Source organism: Nocardioides epinepheli (assembly GCF_037936805.1).
Lineage (GTDB): Bacteria > Actinomycetota > Actinomycetes > Propionibacteriales > Nocardioidaceae > Nocardioides.
This window is the reverse complement of record NZ_JBBMMC010000006.1, coordinates 106,425-130,273: the sequence shown is the minus strand read 5'-3', so window position 1 is coordinate 130,273 and position 23,849 is coordinate 106,425. Positions and strand designations below refer to the sequence as shown.

At 73.5% G+C, this 23,849-nt stretch carries 22 protein-coding genes; 15 read left to right on the top strand and 7 right to left on the bottom strand.

Annotation, left to right across the window (positions count from 1 at the left end):
* Positions 1-5 precede the first annotated feature (5 nt).
* From WMR31_RS10080 to WMR31_RS10065, 4 genes are all read left to right on the top strand, one after another.
* Complete coding sequence (locus WMR31_RS10080) at positions 6-602, top strand: DUF4126 domain-containing protein (RefSeq protein WP_340538678.1); 597 nt, start codon at positions 6-8, stop codon at positions 600-602.
* Between the two features lie 10 nt (positions 603-612).
* Complete coding sequence (locus WMR31_RS10075) at positions 613-1,977, top strand: phytoene desaturase family protein (RefSeq protein ID WP_340538677.1); 1,365 nt, start codon at positions 613-615, stop codon at positions 1,975-1,977.
* A 65-nt stretch (positions 1,978-2,042) separates the two neighbouring features.
* Complete coding sequence (locus tag WMR31_RS10070) at positions 2,043-2,564, top strand: sigma-70 family RNA polymerase sigma factor (RefSeq protein WP_340538676.1); 522 nt, start codon at positions 2,043-2,045, stop codon at positions 2,562-2,564.
* A complete protein-coding gene (locus WMR31_RS10065; RefSeq protein WP_340538675.1) occupies positions 2,561-3,049 on the top strand; it encodes a hypothetical protein in 489 nt (162 codons plus the stop codon). The genes WMR31_RS10070 and WMR31_RS10065 overlap by 4 nt, the downstream gene beginning before the upstream one ends.
* A 6-nt stretch (positions 3,050-3,055) precedes the next feature.
* Here WMR31_RS10065 and WMR31_RS10060 read toward each other — a convergent pair whose 3' ends face one another.
* Positions 3,056-4,036: a gluconolaconase gene (locus tag WMR31_RS10060; RefSeq protein ID WP_340538674.1), complete on the bottom strand. Its 981-nt coding sequence runs from the start codon at positions 4,034-4,036 to the stop codon at positions 3,056-3,058.
* Positions 4,037-4,176: 140 nt separating this feature from the next.
* Here WMR31_RS10060 and WMR31_RS10055 point away from each other — a divergent pair, with 140 nt between their 5' ends.
* Complete coding sequence (locus WMR31_RS10055; RefSeq protein WP_340538673.1) at positions 4,177-5,379, top strand: sensor histidine kinase; 1,203 nt, start codon at positions 4,177-4,179, stop codon at positions 5,377-5,379.
* A complete protein-coding gene (locus WMR31_RS10050) occupies positions 5,376-6,014 on the top strand; it encodes a response regulator (protein WP_340538672.1) in 639 nt (212 codons plus the stop codon). The genes WMR31_RS10055 and WMR31_RS10050 overlap by 4 nt, the downstream gene beginning before the upstream one ends.
* A gap of 204 nt (positions 6,015-6,218) precedes the next feature.
* Here the strand turns inward: WMR31_RS10050 and WMR31_RS10045 are convergent, their stop codons facing one another.
* Both WMR31_RS10045 and metF read right to left on the bottom strand, forming a co-directional pair.
* Positions 6,219-6,839 (bottom strand): SIMPL domain-containing protein, encoded by a 621-nt coding sequence (locus WMR31_RS10045; RefSeq protein WP_340538671.1) that lies wholly within the window; start codon positions 6,837-6,839, stop codon positions 6,219-6,221.
* 50 nt (positions 6,840-6,889) lie between these two features.
* Positions 6,890-7,777 (bottom strand): methylenetetrahydrofolate reductase [NAD(P)H], encoded by an 888-nt coding sequence (metF, locus tag WMR31_RS10040; RefSeq protein WP_340538670.1) that lies wholly within the window; start codon positions 7,775-7,777, stop codon positions 6,890-6,892.
* Positions 7,778-7,808: 31 nt separating this feature from the next.
* Between metF and WMR31_RS10035 the strand changes: the two genes are divergently transcribed.
* Positions 7,809-8,891, top strand: a complete 1,083-nt coding sequence (locus WMR31_RS10035) for a polyprenyl synthetase family protein (RefSeq protein WP_340538669.1) — start codon at positions 7,809-7,811, stop codon at positions 8,889-8,891.
* A 232-nt stretch (positions 8,892-9,123) separates the two neighbouring features.
* Here the strand turns inward: WMR31_RS10035 and WMR31_RS10030 are convergent, their stop codons facing one another.
* From WMR31_RS10030 to WMR31_RS10020, 3 genes are read right to left on the bottom strand one after another with little or no spacing between them, the layout of a single operon-like run.
* Positions 9,124-9,519, bottom strand: coding sequence for a barstar family protein (locus WMR31_RS10030; protein WP_340538668.1), 396 nt, complete (start codon positions 9,517-9,519; stop codon positions 9,124-9,126).
* Positions 9,516-9,974 carry a guanyl-specific ribonuclease gene (locus WMR31_RS10025; RefSeq protein ID WP_340538667.1) on the bottom strand — a complete coding sequence of 153 codons (459 nt, stop codon included), beginning with the start codon at positions 9,972-9,974 and terminating at the stop codon, positions 9,516-9,518. The genes WMR31_RS10030 and WMR31_RS10025 overlap by 4 nt, the downstream gene beginning before the upstream one ends.
* The gene (locus tag WMR31_RS10020) at positions 9,971-10,342 is read right to left on the bottom strand and encodes an Rv2175c family DNA-binding protein (protein WP_340538665.1); all 372 of its coding nucleotides are present in this window, start codon (positions 10,340-10,342) and stop codon (positions 9,971-9,973) included. The genes WMR31_RS10025 and WMR31_RS10020 overlap by 4 nt, the downstream gene beginning before the upstream one ends.
* Positions 10,343-10,479: 137 nt before the next feature.
* On the opposite strand from WMR31_RS10020, the gene pknB reads away from it, so the two are divergent.
* The 8 genes from pknB (at position 10,480) to WMR31_RS09980 (ending at position 22,772) form a co-directional block, all read left to right on the top strand.
* Positions 10,480-12,552: a Stk1 family PASTA domain-containing Ser/Thr kinase gene (gene pknB, locus WMR31_RS10015; RefSeq protein ID WP_340538664.1), complete on the top strand. Its 2,073-nt coding sequence runs from the start codon at positions 10,480-10,482 to the stop codon at positions 12,550-12,552.
* 87 nt (positions 12,553-12,639) lie between these two features.
* Entirely contained in the window at positions 12,640-13,569 is a 930-nt protein-coding gene (locus WMR31_RS10010) for an ABC transporter ATP-binding protein (protein ID WP_340538663.1), read from the top strand.
* On the top strand, positions 13,569-14,231 hold the full coding sequence (locus WMR31_RS10005; protein ID WP_340538662.1) for an ABC transporter ATP-binding protein: 663 nt from the start codon (positions 13,569-13,571) through the stop codon (positions 14,229-14,231). Before WMR31_RS10010 ends, WMR31_RS10005 begins: the two co-directional genes overlap by 1 nt.
* A gap of 8 nt (positions 14,232-14,239) precedes the next feature.
* On the top strand, positions 14,240-16,396 hold the full coding sequence (locus WMR31_RS10000) for a hypothetical protein (protein WP_340538661.1): 2,157 nt from the start codon (positions 14,240-14,242) through the stop codon (positions 16,394-16,396).
* Positions 16,393-19,404, top strand: coding sequence for an ABC transporter permease (locus WMR31_RS09995; RefSeq protein ID WP_340538660.1), 3,012 nt, complete (start codon positions 16,393-16,395; stop codon positions 19,402-19,404). Before WMR31_RS10000 ends, WMR31_RS09995 begins: the two co-directional genes overlap by 4 nt.
* 28 nt (positions 19,405-19,432) lie before the next feature.
* The gene (locus WMR31_RS09990) at positions 19,433-20,350 is read left to right on the top strand and encodes a DMT family transporter (protein WP_340538659.1); all 918 of its coding nucleotides are present in this window, start codon (positions 19,433-19,435) and stop codon (positions 20,348-20,350) included.
* A gap of 209 nt (positions 20,351-20,559) precedes the next feature.
* Positions 20,560-21,597 carry a 3-deoxy-7-phosphoheptulonate synthase gene (aroF, locus tag WMR31_RS09985; protein ID WP_340538658.1) on the top strand — a complete coding sequence of 346 codons (1,038 nt, stop codon included), beginning with the start codon at positions 20,560-20,562 and terminating at the stop codon, positions 21,595-21,597.
* Positions 21,598-21,713: 116 nt separating this feature from the next.
* Positions 21,714-22,772 carry an NADase-type glycan-binding domain-containing protein gene (locus WMR31_RS09980; RefSeq protein ID WP_340538657.1) on the top strand — a complete coding sequence of 353 codons (1,059 nt, stop codon included), beginning with the start codon at positions 21,714-21,716 and terminating at the stop codon, positions 22,770-22,772.
* A 21-nt stretch (positions 22,773-22,793) separates the two neighbouring features.
* On the opposite strand, the gene WMR31_RS09975 is transcribed toward WMR31_RS09980, so the two are convergent.
* Positions 22,794-23,795 carry a threonine aldolase family protein gene (locus WMR31_RS09975; protein ID WP_340538656.1) on the bottom strand — a complete coding sequence of 334 codons (1,002 nt, stop codon included), beginning with the start codon at positions 23,793-23,795 and terminating at the stop codon, positions 22,794-22,796.
* Between the last annotated feature and the right edge of the window lie 54 nt (positions 23,796-23,849).

Here is a 23,849-nt window from a genome sequence, read left to right as displayed (position 1 = left end):
CACCGGTGGACTCTCTGGCGCTCACCTTCTCCAGCGGGTGGGCCAGCGGCGTCAACGCCTACCTGGTCGTGCTCGTGCTCGGCCTCGGGTCGCGGATCGGCGGCGTCGACGACGTCCCCGACGTGCTGGCCCGCTGGGACGTGCTGGCCGTGGCCGGGTTCTTGTACGCCTTCGAGTTCGTGGCCGACAAGATCCCCTTGATCGACTCGACCTGGGACGCCATCTCTACCGTCATCCGACCTACCGCGGGCGCGGTCATCGGCGTCCTGCTCGCCGGCGACGCCGACTCCCTCGACCAGGCCCTGAACGCCGCGGTCGGCGGAGGCACCGCACTGGTCTCTCACGTGATCAAGGCCGGCGGCCGGCTGGCCATCAACTCCTCCCCCGAGCCGGTCACCAACGTGACCGCGAGCGTCGTGGAGGACCTGGTCGTGCTCGCCCTCGTGGCCTTCGCGATCCGGCATCCGGTCGCGGCCGCCTCGATCACCGCCGTGCTGCTGCTGGTCGGGCTCGGCGTCCTGGTGCTCGCGATCAAGGTGATCCGCCGCGGGTGGCGGCGCTTCCGGGCCCGCCGCGAACGGCGGATCGTCGACACCACATGAGGAGCACCCGATGCGCATCGTGGTGATCGGCGGCGGCTTCGGTGGTCTCGCGTCGGCGCTGAGACTTGCGAAGGTGGGACACCAGGTCACCCTGGCGGAGAGCTCGGACCGGCTCGGCGGCGCGGTCACCACGGTCGAGGCCGACGGCTTCGCCTGGGACGCCGGGCCCCGCTCGGTGGCCCTTCCTGCCGTGGTGCGCGACCTGTTCCGCAAGACCGGCAGACCCTTGGAGTCCGAGCTCGGTGGCGACCTCACGCCGCTCGCCGTGCTGCGCGAGCACCGGTTCGCCGACGGCAGCATTCTGCGGCTGCCACCCGGCGCCGGGGCCCAGCGCGCCGCGTTCGAAAGGCTCGCGCCGGGGCTGGGCGAGACCTGGGCCGCCTACCTCGCGCCCTACGCCGAGGTGTGGGACGTCCTGCGCCGCCACTACTTCGAGGAGCCGTGGACCCCCGCCGCGCTCCCCCGGGAGGTCGCCGCACTCCTCGATGCCCGCACCACGCTCCGGCGCCGACTGCGCACCGCCCTCCGCGACGAACGCGCCGCCCTCGTCGCGGGGCACGGGTTCACGTCCGAGGGGCACCGGCTGCGCGACGTCCCTGTGTGGGCGGGGGTCCACTCCTATCTCGAGCAGCTGTTCGGCACCTGGACGATCCCCGACGCCGACGGCGGTCTCGCCCGAGTGCGCGACCTGCTCGCCGGACGGCTCTCCACCCGAGGCGTGCAGGTGCACCTCGAGACGCCGGTCCGCGACATCGTGGTGCGAGATGGTCGCGCCGTCGCCGTGGACACCGCCGCCGGCGAGCTGCCCGCCGACGCCGTCGTGTGCGCGATCGACCCGCGCCGCCTCCCGGCACTGAGCCCGCACGTCAAGCGGACCGCGCCGGCCAGGGCGCCGACGGTCACCCATCTCGGCGTCACCGCAGACACCGATGACGACGGCGGCGGGACCGGGGCCTGGCCCGAGCACGAGACCGTCCTGCACCACTCCGGCATCTCGGACACGATCGTGCTGCGCCCAGGCGGCCGGGCACCCGACGGGACGCGCGCACTCACCCTCCTCGTGCCTCCGGGGAGCGATGTCGCCGACCCGGTGGCGGCACTGGCCGCTCGTGGACTCGATCTTCGTGGCCGCGTGGTGGCACGGGTCGAGCGGAGTCCGGCCCAGGTCGCGGCCGCCGGCTCGCCGTACGGCGTCGTGTGGGACGGCCGCGGCACGGTGCGACGTCGACTCGGGCCGGCCACACCGATCCCCGGCGTCTACGCGGCCGGCGCGCACGCCACGCCCGGGTCCGGACTCGCCTACGTGGGGCTGGGGGCCGCGTTGGTCGCGACGCTCATCGGACCTGCCGAGAAGAAAGTCCCGCCACGTCGGTAACGAACCGGGCGAGCCGCCCCGTCTATTCGCTGTGAAGGGCCGAGACGACGAGAGGGGGTCGGTCGATGGATGACTTCGAGGAGTTCGCCGCAGCGGCGATCCCCGGCCTGCACCGCACGGCGTGGCTGCTCACGCACGACGCGCACCGTGCCGAGGACCTGGTCCAGGAGACGCTGACCCGGATGTACGTGAAGGCCCACCGCCGGGGCCCCCGCGGCAGGATCGACCACCCGCTGGCCTATGCCCGGCGGACGATGCTGCGGCTCCACCTCGACGAGCGACGACGCAAGCGCTCCGGCGAGATCCCGGTCGACGCGGTCCCCGACGCCGCGGCTCCCGCCGCCGACCTCACCGCCACCCTCACGCTGCGCGAGGCACTCGACGAGCTCAAGCCCACCGACCGCGCCATCGTCGTGCTGCGGTTCTACGAGGACCTCACCCACGCCGAGATCGGGGACCTTCTCGGACTGTCCGAGGCCGCCGTCCGCACCCGCACCTCGCGTGCGATGGGCCGGCTGCGGCAGACGGCGGCCCTCTCCGACCACCACCCACCACACGAGCCCCAGACCCTTGCGAGGCGACCATGAACGACATCCACGACCTGCTGACCCGCTCCGCCCACGAGGCGCCCGTCCCGACGCCCGATCTCCTCGAGCACGCGCTGCGCGAAGGTGGCGACCGTCGCCGTCGCGCTCGGCGCACCGCCCGCCTCGGGCTCGCCGGAGCCGGAGCGGCGCTCGCCCTCGCGACCGCGGTCGCCGTCACGACCCCCTGGCCGTGGGACGGCGCCCCCGATCGCACCGCCACGGACTCCCAGTCCGCCGGCGCCGGCCTCCCACAGGCGCCGGTCGCCTCCGGGGAGCCCGGCTCCGACGCACTCGAGGCCGCCGGCAAGGCGCTCATCGAGTCGCCGGAGGCCAAGGGCTGGAGGCTCGTCGCGATCTCCTACGACCCGGAGTGGAAGGGCATCGAGATCATCCTGGACCGCGCCGAGCCCGATCCCGCCGTGGAGAAGGCGATCGAGGAGGCAGCGGGCGTGCCCGTCCGGTTCCACTACGAGTCGCGCCGGTGACTCCGGTCACCACACGAACGGATCGGTCACGACCTCGTAGGGCGGCGTGGCGACCTGCTCGTCGAACTTGCTGTCGACGTAGAGCGTGCGACCGGCGAGCCGCTTCGCGGTGGTCAGCACCCGGCCCGGGTCGGTCGCCCGGTCGCTGACGAGCCGGGCCGAGCGTGCGTCGTAGGAGAGCCGCAGCGTCGTCACCGCACGCGAGAAGTTGCGGACGACGGTGAGCCTGGTGCCGTGCCGCACGAGCCCGTCTGCGTTCAGGAGCGGGGCATCACCCGTCTCGACCCGGGTGACCGCGCGGGTGCGGAGGTCGAAGCGCCACAGCGCCCCGACGTTGCCCTGCGCCACCACGAGTGCGCGCCGGTCGGGGCTCAGCACGATGCCACCGAGGTTGAAGCCCGGCTGCTGCTCGATGACCTCGGAGGCCTCGACCCACAGATCCATCGTCCAGCCGTGGTGTCCGTTCGTCACCCGGAAGACCTCCGGCGCGTTGGAGTTCGTCACGTACGCCGCGCCGTCGGGACCCACCCACACGTCGTTGAGGAAGGCGTTGTCGCCGGGTGCCCGCAGGGCCGCGAGCAGGCGGCCCGAGGGCGAGTAGACCCACAGGTCGGGCCGGCCGTTGTCGGTGCCGTCGTCGCCGATCCCGTTGGGTCCACCGGCGACGTAGACGTTGCCGGCCCGGTCGGTCGTGACCCCGCGAGCCGTGAAGCGCCCGTCGACGCCGTCGCCGCCGAGCCACTCGTGGGTCCGCGCCGTCCATGCCGACCCCCGGTGGATCTCACCGCCGGTGGTCTCGCTCACGTAGAAGCGGCCGCGCCGCTCGTCGGTGCCGATCCCCTCGAACTTCGAGCCGCCTTCGTCGCCGGTCAAGACATAGGTCGAGGGACGCGTCGGGCGATGCGCGTCGGCGCTGGGCGTGATGGCTGCGGTCGCGGCGAGTGCCGCGACGGCGGTGACTGCGCTTGCTGCGAACCTGCGGTTCATGGGGTGCTCCGATCCGGTCGAGTGGCTGGTCCCGCCAGCCTCGCCGCGTCGCCGCCCCGGTCGAATCGGCCGGGCGGCCGGTCCGCGATAGCCGATCGGTTGATGCCGCACAGGTCTCGGCGCGCCTACGCTGTGCGGTCATGAGCGGGCCAGCCAACGGCATGCGCGGCGTGCTGGCGCCGGTGCGTCAGCTCGACCGGTGGCTCGATGCCGCCCTGCTCGTTCTCGTCGCCGTCTGCACGATGCGCTACCTGGCCCGTCATCCGCTCGACGGCGCCGGCGTCTTCGTGCTGTCCGGCGCCGCCGTGTTCGCCGCTGCCTACGCGGTGCGCGGCCGAGTCCGCGGGCGCACGTGGTGGCCGACCGCGTGGATCCTCGGGGTGATCACGCTGTGGGCGGCTCTCACCCTGGTGGCTCCGTCGTTCGCGTGGACCGCGGTCCCCGTGGCCTTCGCGACGCTCCGGGTCCTCCGCGTGCCCTATGCGGCGGCACTCGTCGCACTGATGACGCTCGTGGTGAGCCTGGCGTGGGCCCGGCTCACCGACGGCGTGGACCCGACGATCGTGGCCGGTCCGATCGTGATCGCGTTCGTGACCGTCGTCGCGTTCCACACCCTCGCTCGTGAGGCCGCCGAGCGTCAGCGGCTGCTCGACGAGCTGACGGCGGCCCAGGACGAGCTCGCCAGCGCCGAGCGGCGCGCGGGAGCGATCGCCGAGCGCACCCGGCTCGCTCGCGACCTCCACGACTCGATCGGGCAGGGCCTGACGAGCATCAACCTCATGCTCCAGGCCGCCGAGCGGGACTGGGACCGGGAGCCTGCCGTAGCACGCGACCTGGTGACCACCGCCGCGGGAACGGCCCGCCGCGAGCTCGACGAGAGCCGTCGCGTCGTCCAGAACCTCGCCGCCACGGGTCTGGACGGTGAGCTGGTCTCGGGGACGGCGCTCGCCGAAGCCCTGCGCTCGGCGATCACCGAGTCGACCGGCGCGACCACCACCGTCGCGAGCCTCGCGCTGCACGGCGAACCGCAGCCGGTGTCACCCGCGATCGCGACGGCGCTGATCCGCACCGTCCGCGGCTCGCTGGCCAATGTCGTCGAGCACGCCGACGCCGGTCGCGTCGCGGTGACCCTCACCCAGCTTCCGGGCGAGGTCCTGCTCGACGTGCGCGACGACGGCCGCGGCTTCGACCCCGCGGCACCGCCCGGCGGGAGCCACCGCGGCACCGGCCTGCGCGGCATCCGGCAACGGGCCGAGTCCCTCGGTGGACGGGTCAGCCTCGAATCGGCGCCCGGCGAGGGGACCGCCGTCTCCGTCGCGCTCCCGGTCGGGACGGCCACATGAACCCGTCCGTGCGGGTAGTGCTCGTCGACGACCATCCCGTCGTCCGAGCCGGCCTGCGCGCCCTTCTGGCCGCGGCGGGCGACCTCGACGTCGTGGGCGAGGCCGCCGACCTGGCCGAGGCGCTCGAGGTGGTGCGGCGCACCGGCCCCGACGTCGTGCTGATGGACCTCTCGCTGGGCGACGGTCCGGGCGGCGTCGAGGTGACGCAGCGGCTGCGGGACCTCGACCCCGCCCCGGAGGTGCTGGTGCTGACGACCTACCACACCGACGCGGACGTCCTGCGCGCCCTCGATGCCGGGGCGCGCGGCTATCTACTCAAGGACGCGCCACCCGACGAGCTGTTCGCCGGGGTGCGGGCGACCGCCCGCGGGGAGACCGCGCTGGCGCCCCCGGTCGCCGCGACGCTGGTGCGCCGGGCGACCGCCGGGGCCGGTGCCTCGGTGATCACCGAGCGCGAGGTGGAGGTGCTCGAGCTGCTCTCGGAGGGACTCGGCAACCGCGAGCTCGCGCGTGCGCTGCTCGTCTCCGAGGCGACGGTGAAGAGCCACCTCTCGCACATCTACACCAAGCTCGGCGTCGACACCCGCGCCGGTGCGGTCGCCGCAGCGATCGAACGCCGGATCATCCGTCGCTGAGCCTGGAACCACCGATTGTCGGCGTTTGCTGCGCGTCATCAGATGGGTTCGATGGCAAGGCGCGGTCGCGAAGGGCGGTCTGGTTGACCGTCGAGCGGCCGCAACGCCGCCAACGCGCTCATATGGTGGCGCGCAGCAGGCGAGAATCGGTGATTCCAGGCTGAGCCTGCTCGCGCGCCGCGGCTGGGCACAGGGCCAGAGGATTCAGACCAGCTCCCACGTCACCGTGACCGAGGCGACGACGTCCTGCTCGCCACTCTCGAACCCGACGTCGGCCTTGGCGCTCGTCATCCGGACGGCGGCCTCCGCGCCGATCGCTCCGGGGCCGGCCTCTCCCTCGACCACCGAGAGCACGCCACCCAGCGCCGAGCCGGCGAGCCCCGCCAGGTGCTCGGCGACGGAGCGAGCATCGGCGAAGGCCCGCTCCCGTGCGGTCCGGCGGTCGTCGTCGGTGGGCGCGGCGGCCGGCGACACGCCGTCGAGGCTGATCCGGTCGCCGACCTCGTCGGCCAGTGCCCGCACGAGCTCGGCGGCGGCGTCGAGGCTGGCCACCCGGATGCTCAACGAGTGCCGGGCCTCGTGGCCGTCGGGGCGTCCCTGCATGTCGGTGGTGGGCCAGATGTCGAGGCTCTGAGTGGCGATCGCGGACGGGTCGACCAGACGCCGGGCGACCTCGACGACGGCGGCTCGCGCGGACTCGGCGCCGGCGAGCGCGTCGGCCAGACCCGGCGCGCGCTGGATCGCCGAGACCCGCACGAGCGCGATCGAACGCGGCAGGCTGACCCGGCCGGCGCCGGTGGTGGTGACGGTGCGCGCAGTCAACATGCACGCGAACCTACCTGCGCCGCCTCGGCGCGGGCAGGCTCAGCCTGGAATCACGCGCGGATCTGGAGCCGCTCGAAGATCTCCAGGGTCGCCCGGGAGAAGTTGAGCGTGTAGAAGTGCAGGCCGGGCGCGCCACCGGCGAGGAGCTCCTCGCACAGCTCGGCGGCGATCGCGATCCCCTCGGCGCGGATCGCTGCGGGGTCCTCGTGCGCCGAGATGCGAGCGACGATCTCGTCGGGCACGTCGGCGCCGATCAGCTCGCTCTGCCGCCGGATCGCGGCCAGGTTCAAGATCGGCATGATCCCGGGCAGGATCGGGATGTCGACGCCCCGGGAGCGGACCCGCTCCACGAGCTCCACGTAGTCGGAGGCCCGGAAGAACATCTGGGTGACCGCGAACTGGGCGCCCGCGCGGGCCTTGGCGACCAGCACGTCGGCGTCGGCGTCGCGGGACTCCGCGTTGGGATGTCCCTCGGGGAAGGCCGCCACCCCGATCTGGAAGTCGCCGCGGCCACCGGCGAGCTCGACCAGCTCGCTGGCGTAGTCGAGGCCTCCCTCGGTGCGGGTCCAGGGGGCGCGCGGGCCCTCGGGTGGGTCTCCGCGCAGGGCCATCAGGTGGTGGACACCCGCCTCGGAATAGGTGTCAAGGATCTTCTCGAGCTCCTCGCGGGTGTGGCCCACACAGGTCAGGTGCGCCACCGGCGTCAGGGAGGTCTCGCGAGCGATGCGGCCGGTGATCTCGACCGTGGTGTCTCGGGTGGTCCCGCCGGCACCGTAGGTGACCGACACGAAGGTCGGCTTGTAGGGCTCCAACGCCTGGATCGCGCGCCACAGACGCTCGGCCCCGGCCTCGTCCTTCGGGGGGAAGAACTCGAAGGAGATCGTGCGCTCGCCGCTCTCGATGAGCTCGGCGATGCTGCGTCCACGACCCGTTGCCATGGCCTCAAGACTAGGCATCTAGCCTCGATGCGTGGTCATCGGCGACGAAGGTTGGGACGAGGCGGGATTCCGCGCCGGGATCGAGCAGGCGCTGACCGAGTTCCTCGACCTGCAGGCGGTGCGCCTGGCCCCGCTCGGCCCCGACGCCGAGCGCCTGCTCGCCGAGGCCCGGGTAGCCGTCGCCGGTGGCAAGCGGTTCCGGGCGGCGTTCTGCTACTGGGGTTTCCGGGCGGTGGCCGAGCCCCTCGACGAGGCAGAGGATGCAGCGCTGCTGCGCGCCTGCGCCGCGCTCGAGCTCCTGCACGCCAGTGCGCTCGCCCACGACGACCTGATGGACGCCTCCGACACCCGACGGGGCCGCCCGGCCACCCACCGCGAGTTCGAGGGCCAGCACCGCAGCGAGCAGTGGCGCGGCGACCCCGAGCAGTACGGCGCGGCCGCCGCCATCCTGCTCGGCGACCTGCTCCAGGGTTGGGCCGACGAGCTGCTGCGTCGCTGTGGATTCGGCTGGGACCGGGTCGGCCCAGCCCTGGAGATCTTCGACCTGTGCCGGTCGGAGGTGATCGCGGGCCAGTTCCTCGACGTGTCGGTGCAGGCCCGCGGCCGCGCCGACGTCGAGGCGGCGATGACGGTGCTGCGCTACAAGTCGGCGAAGTACTCCATCGAGCGCCCGCTGCACGTGGGGGCCGCCCTGGCCGGCGCCTCCCCCGACACGATCACGGCGCTCACCCGCTTCGGCCTCCCGCTCGGTGAGGCCTTCCAGCTGCGCGACGACCTGCTCGGCGTCTTCGGCGACCCCTCTGCCACCGGCAAGCCGGCCGGCGACGACCTGGTGGAGGGCAAGCGCACCGTCCTGGTGGCCCTCGCTCTCGACGCCGCCGACGCCGAGGACGCCGCCCTCCTCGACGGCGCCCTGGGCTCCCCTCTCACCGAGCCCGAGGTCCAGCGGCTGCGCGAGATCATCGACACCTGCGGCGCCCGCGCCCAGGTCGAGGCCGTCATCGCCGAGCTGGTCACGATCTCCCTCGCCGCCCTCGACGACGCCGCCCTCGACCCGCACGCCACCGCCGTCCTGCGCTCCCTGGCCGACGCGGTCACGCAGCGGGTGGTGTGAGGCGGCCGTTCGCCGCATCGCCGGAGGTTGAGCAAGCGAGCGCCAGCGAGCGCCCGTTGATTGATCGAACCCCGACAACCGGCGCTGCCAGCGTTGGCGAGGTCGGTTGCGAGGTTTCGTCGGCGCCGACGAGCTCGTTCCTCACTCGCCGGCTTGCTCAACCTCCGAGACCAGCCCGCCGCCGGAGGTCGAGCCAGCGAGCGCCGACGGGTGCGAGGTCTCGTGAGGCGGGTCAGCCGAGGGTCGGAAGCCCGGTCTCGGGGCCGGGGCCACGCAGGAGGAGGGTCAGGGACTCGCCGAGGAGATCGACGGCGATGGAGAAGACCCGCGGCTCGGCGCGCGCGAGGACCGACCAGGTGTCCCACAGCAGCAGCTGCTTCTCGGGGAGCTCGGCCAGGCACTCGGCGAGGGCGTCGAGGTTGCGGCCGTAGTACTCGGGCAGGTCGAGGGCCTGGGACAGCGCCTCGTGCAGGTCAGGCACCGACTCGATCCGGGCGCCCTCGAGGTGGGCGAAGCGCCACCCCGCGTGCTCGACGGTGTGCCGGATCTCGTCCGGCGACCAGTTCGAAACCCAGTGGTAGGCACCCTGGGGTGCTCGTCCGCTGAGGACCTCCGCCAACCCGCTCACCGGACGATCCTCTCAAACGATGCGTAATGGTCGGTGGTCCAGTAGAGCTCGCCGGCGTCCCCGGCCACGATCCGCAGTGGACCGCGGTGGCTCAGACCGGGCGACTCCACGGTGAACTCCCGGTAGTAGCCGCGCTCGTGGTCGGGCAACAGCCCCTCGTAGTTGCCGAAGGTCCGGCCGTCCTCGTCGTAGGGATAGGGACCGCCGGCATCGATCAGGTCGAGGGTGTCGAGCGCCTCGGGAGGCAGGTCCTCCACCGCGATGCTGCCGTCCGGGACGCCCGGCTCCGACGTGGTCGAGGGCGAGGTGTCCGAAGCCGAGGATGAGGCCGAGTCGCGCGCCGACGGGGCCGGATCGGTCTCCTGATCGCCACCGTTGCCCGCGAGCAGCCAGACCACGGCCACCAGGACCAGGACGACCCCCGAGACGAGCGTGCTTCGCAGCCGTGGGCTCACCAGGCCAGCGCCTGGGCGCGGCGCTTGACCTCGGTCCCGCGGTTCTCGCGCAGCGCGTCGATCGCGCGACCGGGGAAGTCCTGGTCGAGGAAGAGCCACGCGATGCACTCGCGGTCGTCGTAGCCGTTGTCGTGGAGGACGGTGAGCAGGCCGGGTAGGCCCTTGACCGGGAGGGCGTCCTGGATCAGGTCCGCCGGGATCAAGATGCCCTCACCGGGTACCGGGACCGCGGCGGCCAACTGGTGCTCGCGCACCATCGTGCGCACCTTAGCCGGCGTCACCTCGAGGCGACGTCCGGCCTCGGCCCAGTCGATCCAGTCGTCGACGAGCGCGGCCAGGTCGACCTGCGCCAGCGGGGGTGTGCTCATCGGAACATGGTCCCAGTCGGCTCGGATGCCTGTCACATTGGCAGACACACGGGGCCGCGACCTGCCGGGACAGGTGGGGTCGCGACCGTAGGATGACGCCCGTCGGCATCTTCCCCTGCCGGCACAGGAGGGTCGAGGTGGCGACAGACGCGGACGGCGCCGCGCCGTCGACCGGGCATGCCGGTCGACTGCTCGACGGTCGCTATCGCATCGGTCCGCGCATCGCCCGCGGCGGGATGGCCAGCGTCCATGAGGCCCACGACATCCGCCTCGATCGCACCGTCGCGGTCAAGATCATGCATGCCGGGCTGTCGGACTCCGACAGCGACCGCGACTTCGCCGACCGGTTCGTGCGTGAGGCCCGGGCAGCGGCCCGGCTGTCGCACCCCAATGTCGTCGCGGTCTACGACCAGGGCGACGACGACGGCACGGTCTTCTTGGCCATGGAGCTGGTGAGCGGCCACACGCTGCGCGACACCATCGCCAAGGAGGCCCCGATGTCGCCGGCGCGGGCGCTCGCGCTGATCGAGCCCGTGCTCTCCGCTCTCGCCGCGGCCCATCGCTCCGGGCTGATCCACCGCGACGTCAAGCCGGAGAACGTGCTCATCGCCGACGAGCCGGGACACCCGGGCGGCGCCGGTGTGCTCGGCACGCGGATCAAGGTCGCCGACTTCGGCCTCGCCAAGGCGGTCGGCGCCGACACCCAGCACACCGCCACCCAGGGCGTGTTGATCGGCACCGTGTCCTACCTCGCGCCCGAGCTGGTGGTCGACGGGCGCGCCGACGCTCGGGCCGACGTCTACGCCGTGGGCGTGATGCTCTACGAGCTGCTGACCGGTGAGAAGCCGCACGAGGGTGAGAGCCCGATCGCGGTCGCCTATCGCCACGTGCACCACGACGTCCCGCTGCCCTCCGAGCTGGTGCCGGAGACACCCGCCTACGTCGATGCCCTGGTGGCCCGGGCCACCGCACGCGACCGGGCGCTGCGCCCCGCCGACGCCGGCGTGCTCCTGCACCAGGTCCACCGCGTCGCGCACGCCCTCGACCGGGGCGTGCGCGACGACCCGGAGCTCACCCTCGACCTCACTCCGATGGTCCGGCCGGAGTCCCCCGACGCCGTCGAGGACGGCGAGCAGTGGATCGAGAGCGGCCACGAGCCCACCACCACGCTGCCGGTGCTCGGCCCCGACTTCGATCCGCCACGCCCGGTCGGGCCTCCGATCGCGCCACCCGCGGGTCCGCCGGCGAAGCCGCCCGGACGATCTGGTCACCCCGCCGGTGCCGCTGGTCCGCCTCGCCTCCCCGCGGAGGCTCGCCCTGCCCGGCCGCGCCGTTCGCGCAGGGGACCCCTCCTGCTGGTGCTCGCCCTGGTACTGGCTCTGGTCGTCGGCGGCGGCGCGTTCTGGTACGGCTGGGCCCGCTACACCGCCGCCCCCAGCGTCACCGGGCAGGATCGCGCCGCCGCGGTGGCCGCGATCGAGGACGCCGGGCTCGAGGTCGACTTCGCCGACCCGGTCTACGACTCCGAGGTGCCCGAAGGGTCGGTGGTCTCGGCCGATCCCGGCGGGGGCGCGAAGGTGCTCCCGGGCGACACGGTCACCCTCACCTTGTCGTTGGGCAAGCTGATCGTGCCGAAGGTGCGCAACCTCAGCGAGGACGAGGCGCAGGACGCGCTGCTGGAGTGGCAGCTGAAGATCGGTGAGCGGATCGAGCGCTACTCCGAGACCGTGGAGGAGGGCACCGCGCTCGGCACCGTGCCGAAGGCGGGAGCCGAGCTGTCGGCCGGCGACACCGTACAGATCGTGGTGAGTCGCGGCCGGCGCCCGATCAACGTCGGCGACTGGGTCGGCAAGCCCCTCGACACAGCCGTCAAGGCGCTGGAGAAGCGCCAGCTGGGCTACGAGACCTCCGAGGAGTACAGCAGCGACGTCCCGGAGGGACACATCATCTCGCAGGACCCGTCCAGTGGCACGCTGTTCCGCGGCGACGTCGTGACGCTCGTGGTGTCGCAGGGCCCCGAGCTGGTCGAGATGCCGAAGGTGACGTTGTTCGGCATCGACGCCGCCGAGCAGGCGGTGCGCGATGCCGGTCTGGTCCCCGAGCGGGTGGAGTCCGACGACTACTACGGACTCGGGTTCGTCGTGCGGACCGATCCTGACGCCGGCGAGATGGTGCCGATCGGGAGCACCGTCCGGCTCTTCGTGGTCTGACCGCGTCACGCTCCGACCACGTCACAGTCGGGTAACACTGCCGGTCCCCCGGTTGTGCGCCGACGACGGGCACTGTCGGATAACCCGGTGTCGGTCATCGATCTGGACGAGCCCTGGTCCGCCGACGGCGCTCCGCCGCCGAACGGAGGCATCGAGGTGCGTTGCGAGGGAGTGGTCCACCTCTACCGCACCTTCGCCGGCCACGACGTCGTGGCGTTGCGGGGCATCGATCTCACCATCGGCGCCGGCGAGCGCGTCGCCTTCCTCGGGCCCTCGGGCTGTGGCAAGTCCACCCTGCTGACCCTGCTCGGCGGGATCCAGCGTCCCAGCGCCGGACGGGTCTTCCTCGACGACGTCGACATCTCGCGGCTGAGCGAGCGCCGGCTCACCAAGCTGCGCTCGCATCTGGTCGGCACCCTGCTCCAGGGGGCCACCCGCAACCTGCTCCCCTACGCGACCGCCCACCAGAACCTGGCCTTCGCGCGACTGGGCGTGGGTGGCCGCGGCGAGTCAGCAGGGCGGCCGCTCCCCCACCCCGAGGAGCTGCTCGAGATCGTCGGGCTGGCCGACCAGCGTGACCAGGTCGTCTCCACGATGTCCGGCGGGCAGCGCCAGCGGCTCGCCCTCGCCTGCGCCGTCGCGACGGGACCCCGGCTGCTGCTCGCCGACGAGCCCACCAGCGCCCTGGGGCACGCCGACCGTGATGCCGTCGTGGCCCTGATGCATCGCCTCGGCACCGACTTCGGCACCACCTTGGTGGTCGTGACCCACGAGGCAGCAGTGGCCGCGACCTTCCCACGCACCATCACGATGGCCGGCGGACGCATCGGCACCGAGGGCCGCTCGGGCTCGGAGTACGCCGTCGTGGGCGACGAGGGCCTGCTGCATCTTCCGGCCGACCTGGTGCAGGCGTGGCCGGCCGGCACGCTGGTACGCATCGAGGAGTCGGCCGACGGGGAGTCCCTCGCCATCACCCGCGAGGACGCGAACGCGGCCGGCGACGCGGGAGCCTCCTGATGATCCAGCTCTCCGGTGTCGCCTACGACATCGCCGGCCGGCCCGTTCTCGCCGGCATCGACCTGGGCTTCGAGCCCGGCCGGATGACCGCGGTGTCCGGCTCGAGCGGCTCGGGCAAGACGACGCTGCTCTCGGTCGCCGGTGGCCTGATCGAGCCGACCCGCGGGACCGCGACTCTGGACGGCACACCGACTTGGACCGGGAACGGCGACCCGAGGCCGGAGATCGCGTTCGTGCTCCAGGTCTACGGCCTGGTGCCGATCCTCTCGGCCCGCGAGAACGTGTCGATCGCGCTGCGCGCTCGCGGCACCCCGCCGGCCGAGGCCGACGCCCGCGCCGAGGAGGCGCTCGCCGACCTCGACGTCGGCGACCTCGGCGGACGCCAGGTCGAGGAGCTGTCGGGCGGCCAGCTCCAGCGGGTTGCGATCGCCCGAGCACTCGTCGTCCGGGCTCCGGCGCTGCTGGCCGACGAGCCCACCAGCGAGCTCGACGTCGGCACCCGCGGCCGGGTCCTCAACCTGCTCCGCGCACAGGCGGACGCCGGTGCGATCGTCGTCGTGGCCACCCACGACCCCGAGGTGATCGCGTTCTGCGACGACCACTACCCGATGTCCGAGGGGCGGTTGGTCCCGGAGGCCGTGCCGAGGCACCGCCAGCCGTGATGCGAGCCGTGGGAGCCCTCCGAGCCGCCGCCGGCCCGTTGCTGCACCTGGCCGCCACGGTGGCGGTGCTGACCGGCGCGGTGCTGGTCGCGGTCGCCGCGGCGGGGCCCGAGGGCAGGGTGACCGGTGCGGTAGCGCTGGTGCTGCTCGGTCTCGTCGTGGTGCCCTCGTCGGCGCTCGAGCTCGCGCGGCGGCAGCGTGCCGAGGTGACCCTGGCGCGTGTGCGTGGAGCCTCGGTCCTCGTCCTGGCCAGGGTCGCGCTGGGCCGTCCGTTGGCCGCCGTGGTGCTCGGCACCGCGGCGGGAATGGGTGCCGGCACTGCCGTGGTGTCGTGGCGCAGCGATGCGTGGGCGCTCACCGGCTCGGGCGCCGGGAGCCCGCTGACCTGGAGTGCCGTCGCCGCGGCGGTGAGCCTGGCACTGAGTCTGGGGACCTGCGCCTGGGCCGCGCGGGAGCCGCTGTCGGTGGCGCTGGTGCGGCCGCACTGGCGCCCGGGAGGTCGAGGAGTCGGGGCACTGGACGCCGTCACCGTGGCCGCCCTGGTGGTCGCGGCGCTGCTGGTGCTCTACCGGTCCCGGTCGGACGACGGCGGGGTGCTGGTGCTGGCGGGGCCGGCGCTCCTCGGGATCGCGGCGGGGCAGGTGCTCGTTGTCGGACTCCGCCGGCTCGCCCCGGTCGCGGTCGGGACCGACCGCCCGACCGCTGCCCTCCTGGCGCTACGGCGGGTGTTCGGTGGCGATCACGGTGGGCGCACGCGTGCCGTCGTCGCGGCCGGCATCGTCTTGGTCGCGGCAATCTCGGCCGCCGTCGCGGTCCACGACTGGGCGGACCGGAGCGCAAGGATCGACGCCGGGGCGCCGGTCCGTCTCCCGATCGACGACGACGCCTTGTCGGTGCTGGAGATCACCCGTGAGCTCGACCCGGAGGGCCGCTGGCTGATGGCCGGCGCGGTCACGGCCAGTCGCGCCGAGGCCGAGCAGCGCACGGTGTGGCTCGACCTCGAGCGCTACGAGCGGGTGGCGGGCGACTTCCTCTCCGGCACCGGCTTCGGCCTCTCGACGGGGAGCATCGACCGGCTCCGCGACGCCGCGGGGGTCGCCCTCGTGTCCGGGACGGAGGTCACCGCGACCCGAGCGGATGCCACCAAGCCGGTCACCCTCACCCTCACCTATCGCGACGACGACGACGTCACCGCCACCGCCACCATCGATCTCGCGGCGGGTGCCCGCGGGGGCAGCGCCAAGGTGTTGGGGTGCACCACGCGCTGTGTCGTGGTCAGCCTCGGCGCCGACGCACCCACGGAGGTGACCGAGCTGCGTCTTGGCGAGCACGACCTGGCAGCCGAGCAGTGGGGCGGCGCCGTGCCGCTCGACCCGGACACGCCGAGCGTCCCGAGTGCTGGTGCCGCGGCGGAACCGGTGCTCACCGCCGGCCGTCCGGAGTGGCCGGAGACGGGGCCGGCAGTCGCGGGGATCGGCGGAGGAAGTCGCTCGGCCGAGGTGATCGGACGCCCCGAGGCGCTGCCGCTGGTCGCCGCGGCCGGAAGCCTGGCCGACCTGCCCGTGGCGTTGGCCGCTGCGCCGGCGTCGGTGCCCGACGTCGACGTGCTCGTCCTCGCCCGCGAAGACACTCCCGACGAGATCCTCACCGCCCTTGCCGAGGCCGGCGCGGAGCCGCCGGTCCGGTTCGCGGCCTCGGATGCCGAGGTGGTGCTCGGCCCCGCCCGCGCCGGGGAACGACGAACCCTGGTCGTCGTCGCCGTCGGAGCCGCGCTGCTCGGCGCGCTCGCCCTCCTGGCTGGACGCCGACGGCGGGCACTGGAGGCACGTCGCGAGAGCGCTGCTCTCCGACTCATCGGCCTGCCGCCCGCCCTCGAGCGCCGGGCCAGGGTGCTGGAGCTCGGGGTGCGCGGAGGCGTCGTCCTCCTGGTCGTGGCTCTGGTCGGGGCCGTTGCCGCCGCGGCGCTCGGGGCCGCCGGACTGGTGCCGACAGGCCCCGACCTCCCGTCGTTCGGTGGCGCGGTCGTGGTGCCCGTCGTCCTGCTCGGCGCGGCAGCGGCTGCGATCGCGTGCGTGCTCGGCGACGTCGCGCCCCGGCTCGGCGCTAGCATCCACAGCGAGCCGGCGGCCCTCCTGAGCACACCCGAGAACGGAGCAGGGCGATGACTTCGGCGACGGGACCGGTCACCGTCCTGGCCGCGGTGCTGCGCGGCGTCCGCTCCCGGGGACTGCTGTCACTCACCAGCCTGGCGATGATGGTGCTGGCGATCGCCGCCGCGGTGCTCGGGCCCGCCTACCAGGAGGCCGCCACCACGTCGTACTCCCTGTCCCGCCTGGCCGACGCGTCCGCACCCACGACCGCACTCACCTTCGACCTGGAGCCCGGCACCGAGGGCAGCCTCGAGGAGGTCGTCGACGCCGGCGTCGCCGCCGTCGAGCGCGAGCTGCCGCAGGCCTACTCGGCGCCTGAGGTCACCATCCTGTCCACCCCGCTGCTCCGCGCGCCCGACTTCGCCGAGATCACCTATCTGGCCCGAGACGACGTGTGCGCACTGCTCACCGTGACCGGACGCTGCCCCACTGCGCCCGGCGAGGTGCTGATCAACGAGGCCGACCTGGGCCGCAAGGCGATCGGCGACACCGTCGACGGCCCGAGGCTCGGCACGTTGCGCATCGTCGGCACCTATCCCACGCCGAGCGGTCCCGACGCCGTCGACGACTGGCTCTTCCCCACGCTGCTAGCGCCACGCCCGGCGTCCAACGTGGCGAACCGGTCACCGGGCCCCTACATCGTCACCGAGGACGTGATCGACACCCTGCCGCGGCGGCTGTGGTTCGCCTCCCTCGACAGCCGGCTGCAGGTCCCCGACAGCATGCCGGCCACCGAGGTCGACCGTCTGGTCACCACCACCGAACGACTCAATGCGGCCGAGATCGACCTCGGGCCGACCGGTGTGGTCACCGGCACCTCGACGGTGAACGCGTTGCCTGCCGTGCTGGCCGACATCCGGGTCCAGCGCGAGGCCGCGGGCTCGGCCGTCGCCCCGGCAGTCGTGTCGCTGATCCTGGTCGCGCTGGCGATGCTGCTGCGCCTGCAGACCGCGACCGCAGAGCTGCGCGGCCCGGAGCTGGCGCTGGCCGCGCTGCGCGGCGTCGGACGACGGCGGGCGTGGGTCCTGGGGCTGAGCGAGCCCTGGCTGCTGCTGGTGCTCAGCGTTCCGCTCGGCGTCGCCGCCGGCTTCGGCGCCACCCTCGCGCTGGCTCGCTCCTCGCTGCGCGAGGGGCTGCCGATCACGGTGCCGACCCCGTCGATCCTCGCCGCCGCGCTCGTCGTGCTCGGCATCGCCGCGGTCTCGGCGATCGCCATCGGCCAGGGCATGCGCGAGAGCCTCGGCTCGCGTCTGGCGGGTGTGCGTCGGCCGGCCGCGCCCGGCGCGGGCGGCACCCTGGGAGTGGTGATCGAGGTCGTGGTCATCGCCCTGGCGGCGTTGCTGCCCCTGGCCCGCATCGGCGCCGATGGCGACGGCCTCGGCGTCACCGACCTCCTGCTGCCGGTCGCCATCGCGATCGCCGCCGGCCTGATCGGAACCCGCGTCACCACCTGGCTCGCTCGCTGGTGGGTCGAGCGCGGCGCCGACCGGCCCCTGTCGGCGTTCGTGGCCGCTCGCGCCGTGGCCAGGCGGTCGCAGGGCACGCTGGTCATCCTGCCGGTCACGGCCGCGATCGCGATCGCGGTCTTCGCCGTCGGCGTCGACTCGGTCGCCAACCGGTGGCGCGACAGCGTCGCCGCCACCAGCGCGCCCGGCGACCAGGTGTGGGCCTCCCCGCTCGACGCCGACGCGAACTGGCGGCTCACGCGCTCGGTCGACCCCGACGGGCGGTGGACGATGGCGGTGACCTCGTTGGCGGTGCCCGACACCGGCCCGATGGTGCTCGTCGACTCCGAGCGGCTCGCGCGGGTCGGGCACTGGTCGGAGCAGTGGCTTCCCGACGGCGGCGACGGCGCTGCAGCCGCCGCGCTCCTCCGGCCCACGACGCCGGTCCCCGTGCTCACCGGGACCGAGGTCGCCCTCGACGTCGACGCGGATGCGCCGGGGGGCGCCATCGTGCTCCAGGTCCGGGGGGCCGACGAGGCCCAGTACCTCCGCCTGGGCGCGATCGCGGCGGGTCCCACCACCCTCACCGTGAGCGCCCCCGGCTGCCGGAGCGGCTGCCAGGTGCTCGCGATCGAGGTCGAGGACACGACCGGTCCGGTGCGCATCTCCGGACTGCGTGCCGACTCGGCCGAAGCCACCGGAGCCGCGGTCCTGGGCACCGACTGGGTCGACTCGGCGACCGGGCGGCCGGCAACGGTCGATGGCGACGCCCTGGAGCTCGAGCCGGACCAGTCCTACGAGCCCGCCGTCGCGGTCGCACCGCTGCGCGTGATCGAGGGCGTCTCCGCCGGCGACACGGTGCACGCCGGCGAGTCGGCGGACGCACGAGTGATCGATGCACCCACCGGCGTCCTCCCGGTCCAGGTCGTCTCGCGGGCCGCGAGCGTCCCGCTCGCGGGCCCCGGCGGCGTCCTGCTCGACCTGTCCTCCTACCTCGCGCAGGAGGAGCCGACCCTCGCGCTCACCGAGAGCATGGTCCTGGTGCGCGGCGACGCTCCGGCGTCGGTGACCACGGCCCTGAGCGATGCCGGGCTGACCGAGGAGATCGACGCCGCCACGACCCGACGAGCCCTCGACGACACCGCCTACGCCCAGGCGCTGCGGCTGTATCTCGTGGTCGCGGCCGTGATCCTGCTGATGGCACTGGGCGGCCTCCTGGTGTCCACCGCGGTCCAGATGCGCGGTCGCCGGCGCGACGCGGCGTCGCTGCGGGTGGTCGGCGTCCCACGACGCACGATCGTGCTCTCCTCGTTGTGGGAGTCCCTGGTCGTGCTCGGCACCGCGGCGGTGGCCGGTCTCGCGGCCGGCTGGCTCGCCCAGAGGGTGCTTCTGGGGTCGCTCACCCTCGGCCTCGTCGAGGACTCAGCGACGCCACGGGTCCAGTCCGACCCGGACACCGCACGACTGCTGCTCCTCGCGGGCTCGGTGGGCGTCGTCCTCCTGGTCGTCGCCGTGCTCACCTCGGTGGCCGTGGTCCGTCAGGCGCGCGCGGCCACCCTGCGGGAGGACGCGCGATAGCCGGCCCCACCGGTGCCACACTTCTCCGGTGAGCGAGCAGAACCGGACGCAGGAACGGCGACGGGACCGGACGACCGTCCTGGCCACCTTCGCTCTGCTCGCGATGGCCGCGACCTGGGGCTCGACGTTCATCTTGATCAAGGACCTCCTCGACCGGATCCCGACCCTCGACTTCCTCGCCGTCCGCTTCCTCATCGCGGGGTTGGTGATGGTCGCGGTCGCCCCGAAGGCGCTGGCGCGTCTCTCCCCCACCGCGCGCCGACGGGCGGTGGTGCTCGGCGCTCTGTACGGCGCTGCTCAGATCCTCCAGACCGCCGGGCTCGCCCACACCCCGGCCAGCGTGTCGGGATTCGTGACCGGCCTCTACGTGGTCGCCACCCCGCTGCTGGCCGCGGTGCTGCTCCGGACCCGGCTCACCGCGTTCACCTGGACCGCCGTGGTGCTCGCCGCGGTGGGTCTCGGCGTACTCACCCTCGACGGCTTCTCGATCGGCTACGGCGAGGCGATCACCCTCGTCTCGGCGGTCATGTACGCCCTTCACATCGTGGCGCTGGGCGCCTGGGCGAGCGCCGAGGAGGCTCTCGGACTCTCGATCCTGCAACTGCTGGTGATCGCGGTGATCTGCCTGGTGGCCACCGCACCCAACGGCCTGGTGCTCCCCGACCGGACCGGCGACTGGATCTCGATCCTCTACATGGCCCTGATCGCCGGAGCGGCGGCCCTGATCGGGCAGACCTGGGCCCAGGCCCACATCGCACCCACGCGAGCCGCGATCGTGATGAGCATGGAGCCCGTCTTCGCCGCCGCCTTCGCGGTGGCCTTCGGCGGGGAGTCGCTCACCTGGCGGCTGCTGCTGGGCGGCTCACTGGTCCTGACGGCGATGCTGGTGGTCGAGGCGGGGCCGCGACGTCCGATCGAGGGCGAGGTCCAGCATCTGGCCGTGTGAGGCTCTCGCCGGCCGGTGGGCTAGAATCCTCGACGTGGCGCACACCTATTTCTTCGGACACCTGCCGGGAGCCCCCGTGCAGGCTCGTCCCTAGACGCGCCTCCACACCGACGCCCCGGCCGCTGGCCCGGGGCGTTTCTCATGTCGGGGGCCGGAGGTCGGGGCCTACACCGACACACAGAGAACCGAGGAACATCATGGTCGTCGTCATGTCTGCGGACGCCACCGACGAGGACGTCGCGCACGTCGTCGAGAAGGTCGAGAGCGTGGGCGGTGAGGCCTTCGTCAGCAAGGGCGTCCTGCGCACCATCATCGGCCTGGTCGGCGACATCGAGTCGTTCCACCACCTGAACCTGCGCACCCTGCGCGGCGTCGCCGACGTCCACCGGATCTCCGACCCGTACAAGCTCGTCAGCCGTCAGCACCACGCCGAGCGGTCCACGGTGTGGGTCGGGCCGGTCGGACGTCGCGTGCCGATCGGCCCCGACACCTTCACCTTCCTGGCCGGACCGTGTGCGGTGGAGTCGGCCGAGCAGACCCTCGAGGCCGCGCGGATGGCGCAGTCGGCGGGAGCGACGATCCTGCGCGGCGGGGCATACAAGCCGCGTACCTCGCCGTACGCCTTCCAGGGCCTCGGCGTGCGCGGCCTGGAGATCCTCGCCGACGTGCGCGAGGCCACCGGGATGCCGGTGGTCACCGAGGTCGTCGACGCCCGCGACGTCCCGGTGGTGGCCGAGCACGCCGACATGCTCCAGATCGGCACCCGCAACATGGCCAACTTCGGTCTGCTGCAGGCCGCCGGCGAGTCCGGAAAGCCGGTCCTGCTCAAGCGCGGGATGACCGCGACGATCGAGGAGTGGCTGATGGCGGCGGAGTACATCGCCCAGCGCGGCAACCTCGACGTCGTCCTGTGCGAGCGCGGGATCCGCACCTTCGAGCCCTCCACGCGCAACACCCTCGACATCTCGGCGGTGCCGGTGGTGCAGGCCACCAGCCACCTCCCGGTGATCGTGGACCCCTCCCACGCCGCAGGCCGCAAGGACCTGGTCGTCCCGCTGTCGCGGGCCGCGATCGGCGTCGGCGCCGACGGCGTGATCGTCGACGTGCACCCCGAGCCCGAGACGGCGCTGTGCGACGGCCCCCAGGCCCTGCTCGGCACCGAGCTGCGCGACCTGGCCCAGGCCGTGCGGCTGCTTCCCGAGGCCGTCGGACGGGTCGGATCGGGCGAGCGCGCCGAAGGGGCCTGAGCATCCCGCTGCGCGCCGCCAGGCGGGCGGGTTTCCTGGATGTGCCGCGATCTCCCCTAGGGTTGGGGCCCGAAACAGCGACCAGGAGACCCGGACGAAGGAGCAGGTGACCAGCGATGGGCGATTGCGCGCACTGCGGCCACCCCCTCCCGCCCGGCGGCGCGGGCCGGTTCTGCTCGCACTGCGGGCACGCCGTCGATGCCGGCGGTGCCGGCGGTGCCGGCGATGTGCGTGCCGAGGACTGGCGCACCGACACCGCGGAACGAGCACCGGTGCAACCCGCGGTGCCCCCGCCGGCCTGGGACTCGCCGTCGCGGCCCCGGTATCCCCTGTTCGCCGACGAGGCCCAGACTCCGCCGCCCGGGCCCGCGCCGACGGCTCCGCCCGCCTCGGCCGCCGCCGAGACGGTGCTCGCACCCGACGTGCCCGAGGAGCCGCTGGTACCCCTGGAGTACGACGATCCCGAACCTCGGCAGGGCAATCACCTGCTGCCGTGGGTGCTCGTCGCGCTGGCGCTGCTGCTGGTGGCGGGAATCGGCGGGTTCCTGCTGCTCGGTGGCGACGACGACAACGCCGAGGATCGCGGCTCGGCGGACACCACGCCGTCGGCGGGCGGGAAGTCATCGGCGCCGTCGGCTCCCCCATCGGACTCCGACTCCCCCACTCCTCCGCCGTCGTCGGCGCCACCGCCGGGCGACGGCAAGCCTCGCGACGTCGCGAGCGACGCCTCGGCGAGGGTGCCCGCGACGGCCAAGCCCTCCCGCGCCGTCGATGGCGGCGTCGTCCGCTATGACGCCGCCAACCTGTTCGACGGCGCGGCCGACACCGCCTGGCGGATGCCGGGCGACGGCGCCGGGCAGAGCATCGAGATCACCCTGGGCGAGCCGGCCACGCTGTCGAAGGTCGGCCTCATCAACGGCTACGCCAAGCGGGAGCCGGGCTACGACGGCTATCAGGCCAACCGGCGCATCACCGAGGTCGAATGGGTCTTCGCCGACGGCACCACCGTGCCGCAGACCCTGCGCGAGGGGGTCGGGATGCAGACGGTGAAGGTCGACGTCACCACCGACACCGTCCAGCTGCGGATCCTCAAGGTGACCCGGCCGGCCAAGGGCCCGGCCGGACGCGACTACACCGCGATCAGCGAGGTGAGCCTGGTCGGCGTCCCGGCCTGACCGGCTCCTCTCCCGTCCGCCTCAGCTGCTCAGCACCCGCGACAGGATCGACGCCGCGCGCTCGGCGTCGGCGCTGCTCACGTCGAGGTGGGTGACAATCCGCACCGTGCGCGGACCGACCGTCGCGACCCGGACGCCCTCCGCAGCGGCCCGCTCGACGACCGTGGCGGCGTCGGGGCGATCGAGGACGACGATGTTGGTCTCCACTCCCGCCGGGTCGAGGCCGCACGCCTCGGCAAGGAGCCGCGCATGGGCGTGGTCGTCGGCCAGCCGCTCGAGGTGGTGGTCGAGCGCGTAGTCGCCGGCCGCCGCGAGGACGCCGACCTGGCGCATCCCGCCGCCCATCCGCTTGCGCCACACCCGGGCCTCCGCGACGACATCGGCGCTGCCCACCAGCAGCGAGCCGACCGGGGCGCCCAGCCCCTTGGACAGGCACACCGAGACGACGTCGGCGGTCGCGCCGTACTCGTCGAGTGGGACGCCGGTCGCGACGTGGGCGTTCCACAGCCGCGCGCCGTCGAGATGCACCCCGGCGCCGGTCTCGCCGGCGTACGCCTTGAGCTCGCGCAGCACCTCGATCGGCTGGATCGTGCCGCCGGCGAAGTTGTGGGTGTTCTCGACCGAGAGCGCGGCGGTCCTGACGAAGAACGGGCCGAGGTCGGGGGCGAACAGGCCGCGGACGGCGTCCAGGTCGACCAGGCCGCGCGGATGGGTCCAGGTGCGCATGGTGAGTCCGGTGTAGGCGCCGTGGGCGCCGAGCTCGGCCCGCGCGATGTGAGCGCTCGACTCGCACAGCACCTCCTCGCCCGGGCCCACCAGAGACCGCACGGCGAGCACGTTCGACATCGAGCCGGTCGGCATGAACAGGGCAGCCTCGTGCCCGAGCAGGCCGGCCACCCGCTCCTGCAGTGCCGTGACGGTCGGGTCCTCGCCGTACACGTCGTCGCCGACCTCGGCCGCGGCCATCGCCGCTCGCATCCCCTCGCTCGGCCGCGTCACGGTGTCACTGCGCAGATCGATCACGCCCCCATCCTCGCCGACCCGTCCGCTATGGCTGACGGGTCACCCACCCATTTG

Bases quoted from the DNA above. Each gene is read 5' to 3' on its own strand.
- WMR31_RS10075 (WP_340538677.1), top strand. From the start codon at position 613: ATGCGCATCGTGGTGATCGGCGGCGGCTTCGGTGGTCTCGCGTCGGCG.
- WMR31_RS10070 (WP_340538676.1), top strand. From the start codon at position 2,043: ATGGATGACTTCGAGGAGTTCGCCGCAGCGGCGATCCCCGGCCTGCAC.
- WMR31_RS10065 (WP_340538675.1), top strand. From the start codon at position 2,561: ATGAACGACATCCACGACCTGCTGACCCGCTCCGCCCACGAGGCGCCC.
- WMR31_RS10060 (WP_340538674.1), bottom strand. From the start codon at position 4,036: ATGAACCGCAGGTTCGCAGCAAGCGCAGTCACCGCCGTCGCGGCACTC.
- WMR31_RS10055 (WP_340538673.1), top strand. From the start codon at position 4,177: ATGAGCGGGCCAGCCAACGGCATGCGCGGCGTGCTGGCGCCGGTGCGT.
- WMR31_RS10050 (WP_340538672.1), top strand. From the start codon at position 5,376: ATGAACCCGTCCGTGCGGGTAGTGCTCGTCGACGACCATCCCGTCGTC.
- WMR31_RS10045 (WP_340538671.1), bottom strand. From the start codon at position 6,839: ATGTTGACTGCGCGCACCGTCACCACCACCGGCGCCGGCCGGGTCAGC.
- metF (WP_340538670.1), bottom strand. From the start codon at position 7,777: ATGGCAACGGGTCGTGGACGCAGCATCGCCGAGCTCATCGAGAGCGGC.
- WMR31_RS10020 (WP_340538665.1), bottom strand. From the start codon at position 10,342: ATGAGCACACCCCCGCTGGCGCAGGTCGACCTGGCCGCGCTCGTCGAC.
- WMR31_RS10005 (WP_340538662.1), top strand. From the start codon at position 13,569: ATGATCCAGCTCTCCGGTGTCGCCTACGACATCGCCGGCCGGCCCGTT.
- WMR31_RS09995 (WP_340538660.1), top strand. From the start codon at position 16,393: ATGACTTCGGCGACGGGACCGGTCACCGTCCTGGCCGCGGTGCTGCGC.
- aroF (WP_340538658.1), top strand. From the start codon at position 20,560: ATGTCTGCGGACGCCACCGACGAGGACGTCGCGCACGTCGTCGAGAAG.
- WMR31_RS09980 (WP_340538657.1), top strand. From the start codon at position 21,714: ATGGGCGATTGCGCGCACTGCGGCCACCCCCTCCCGCCCGGCGGCGCG.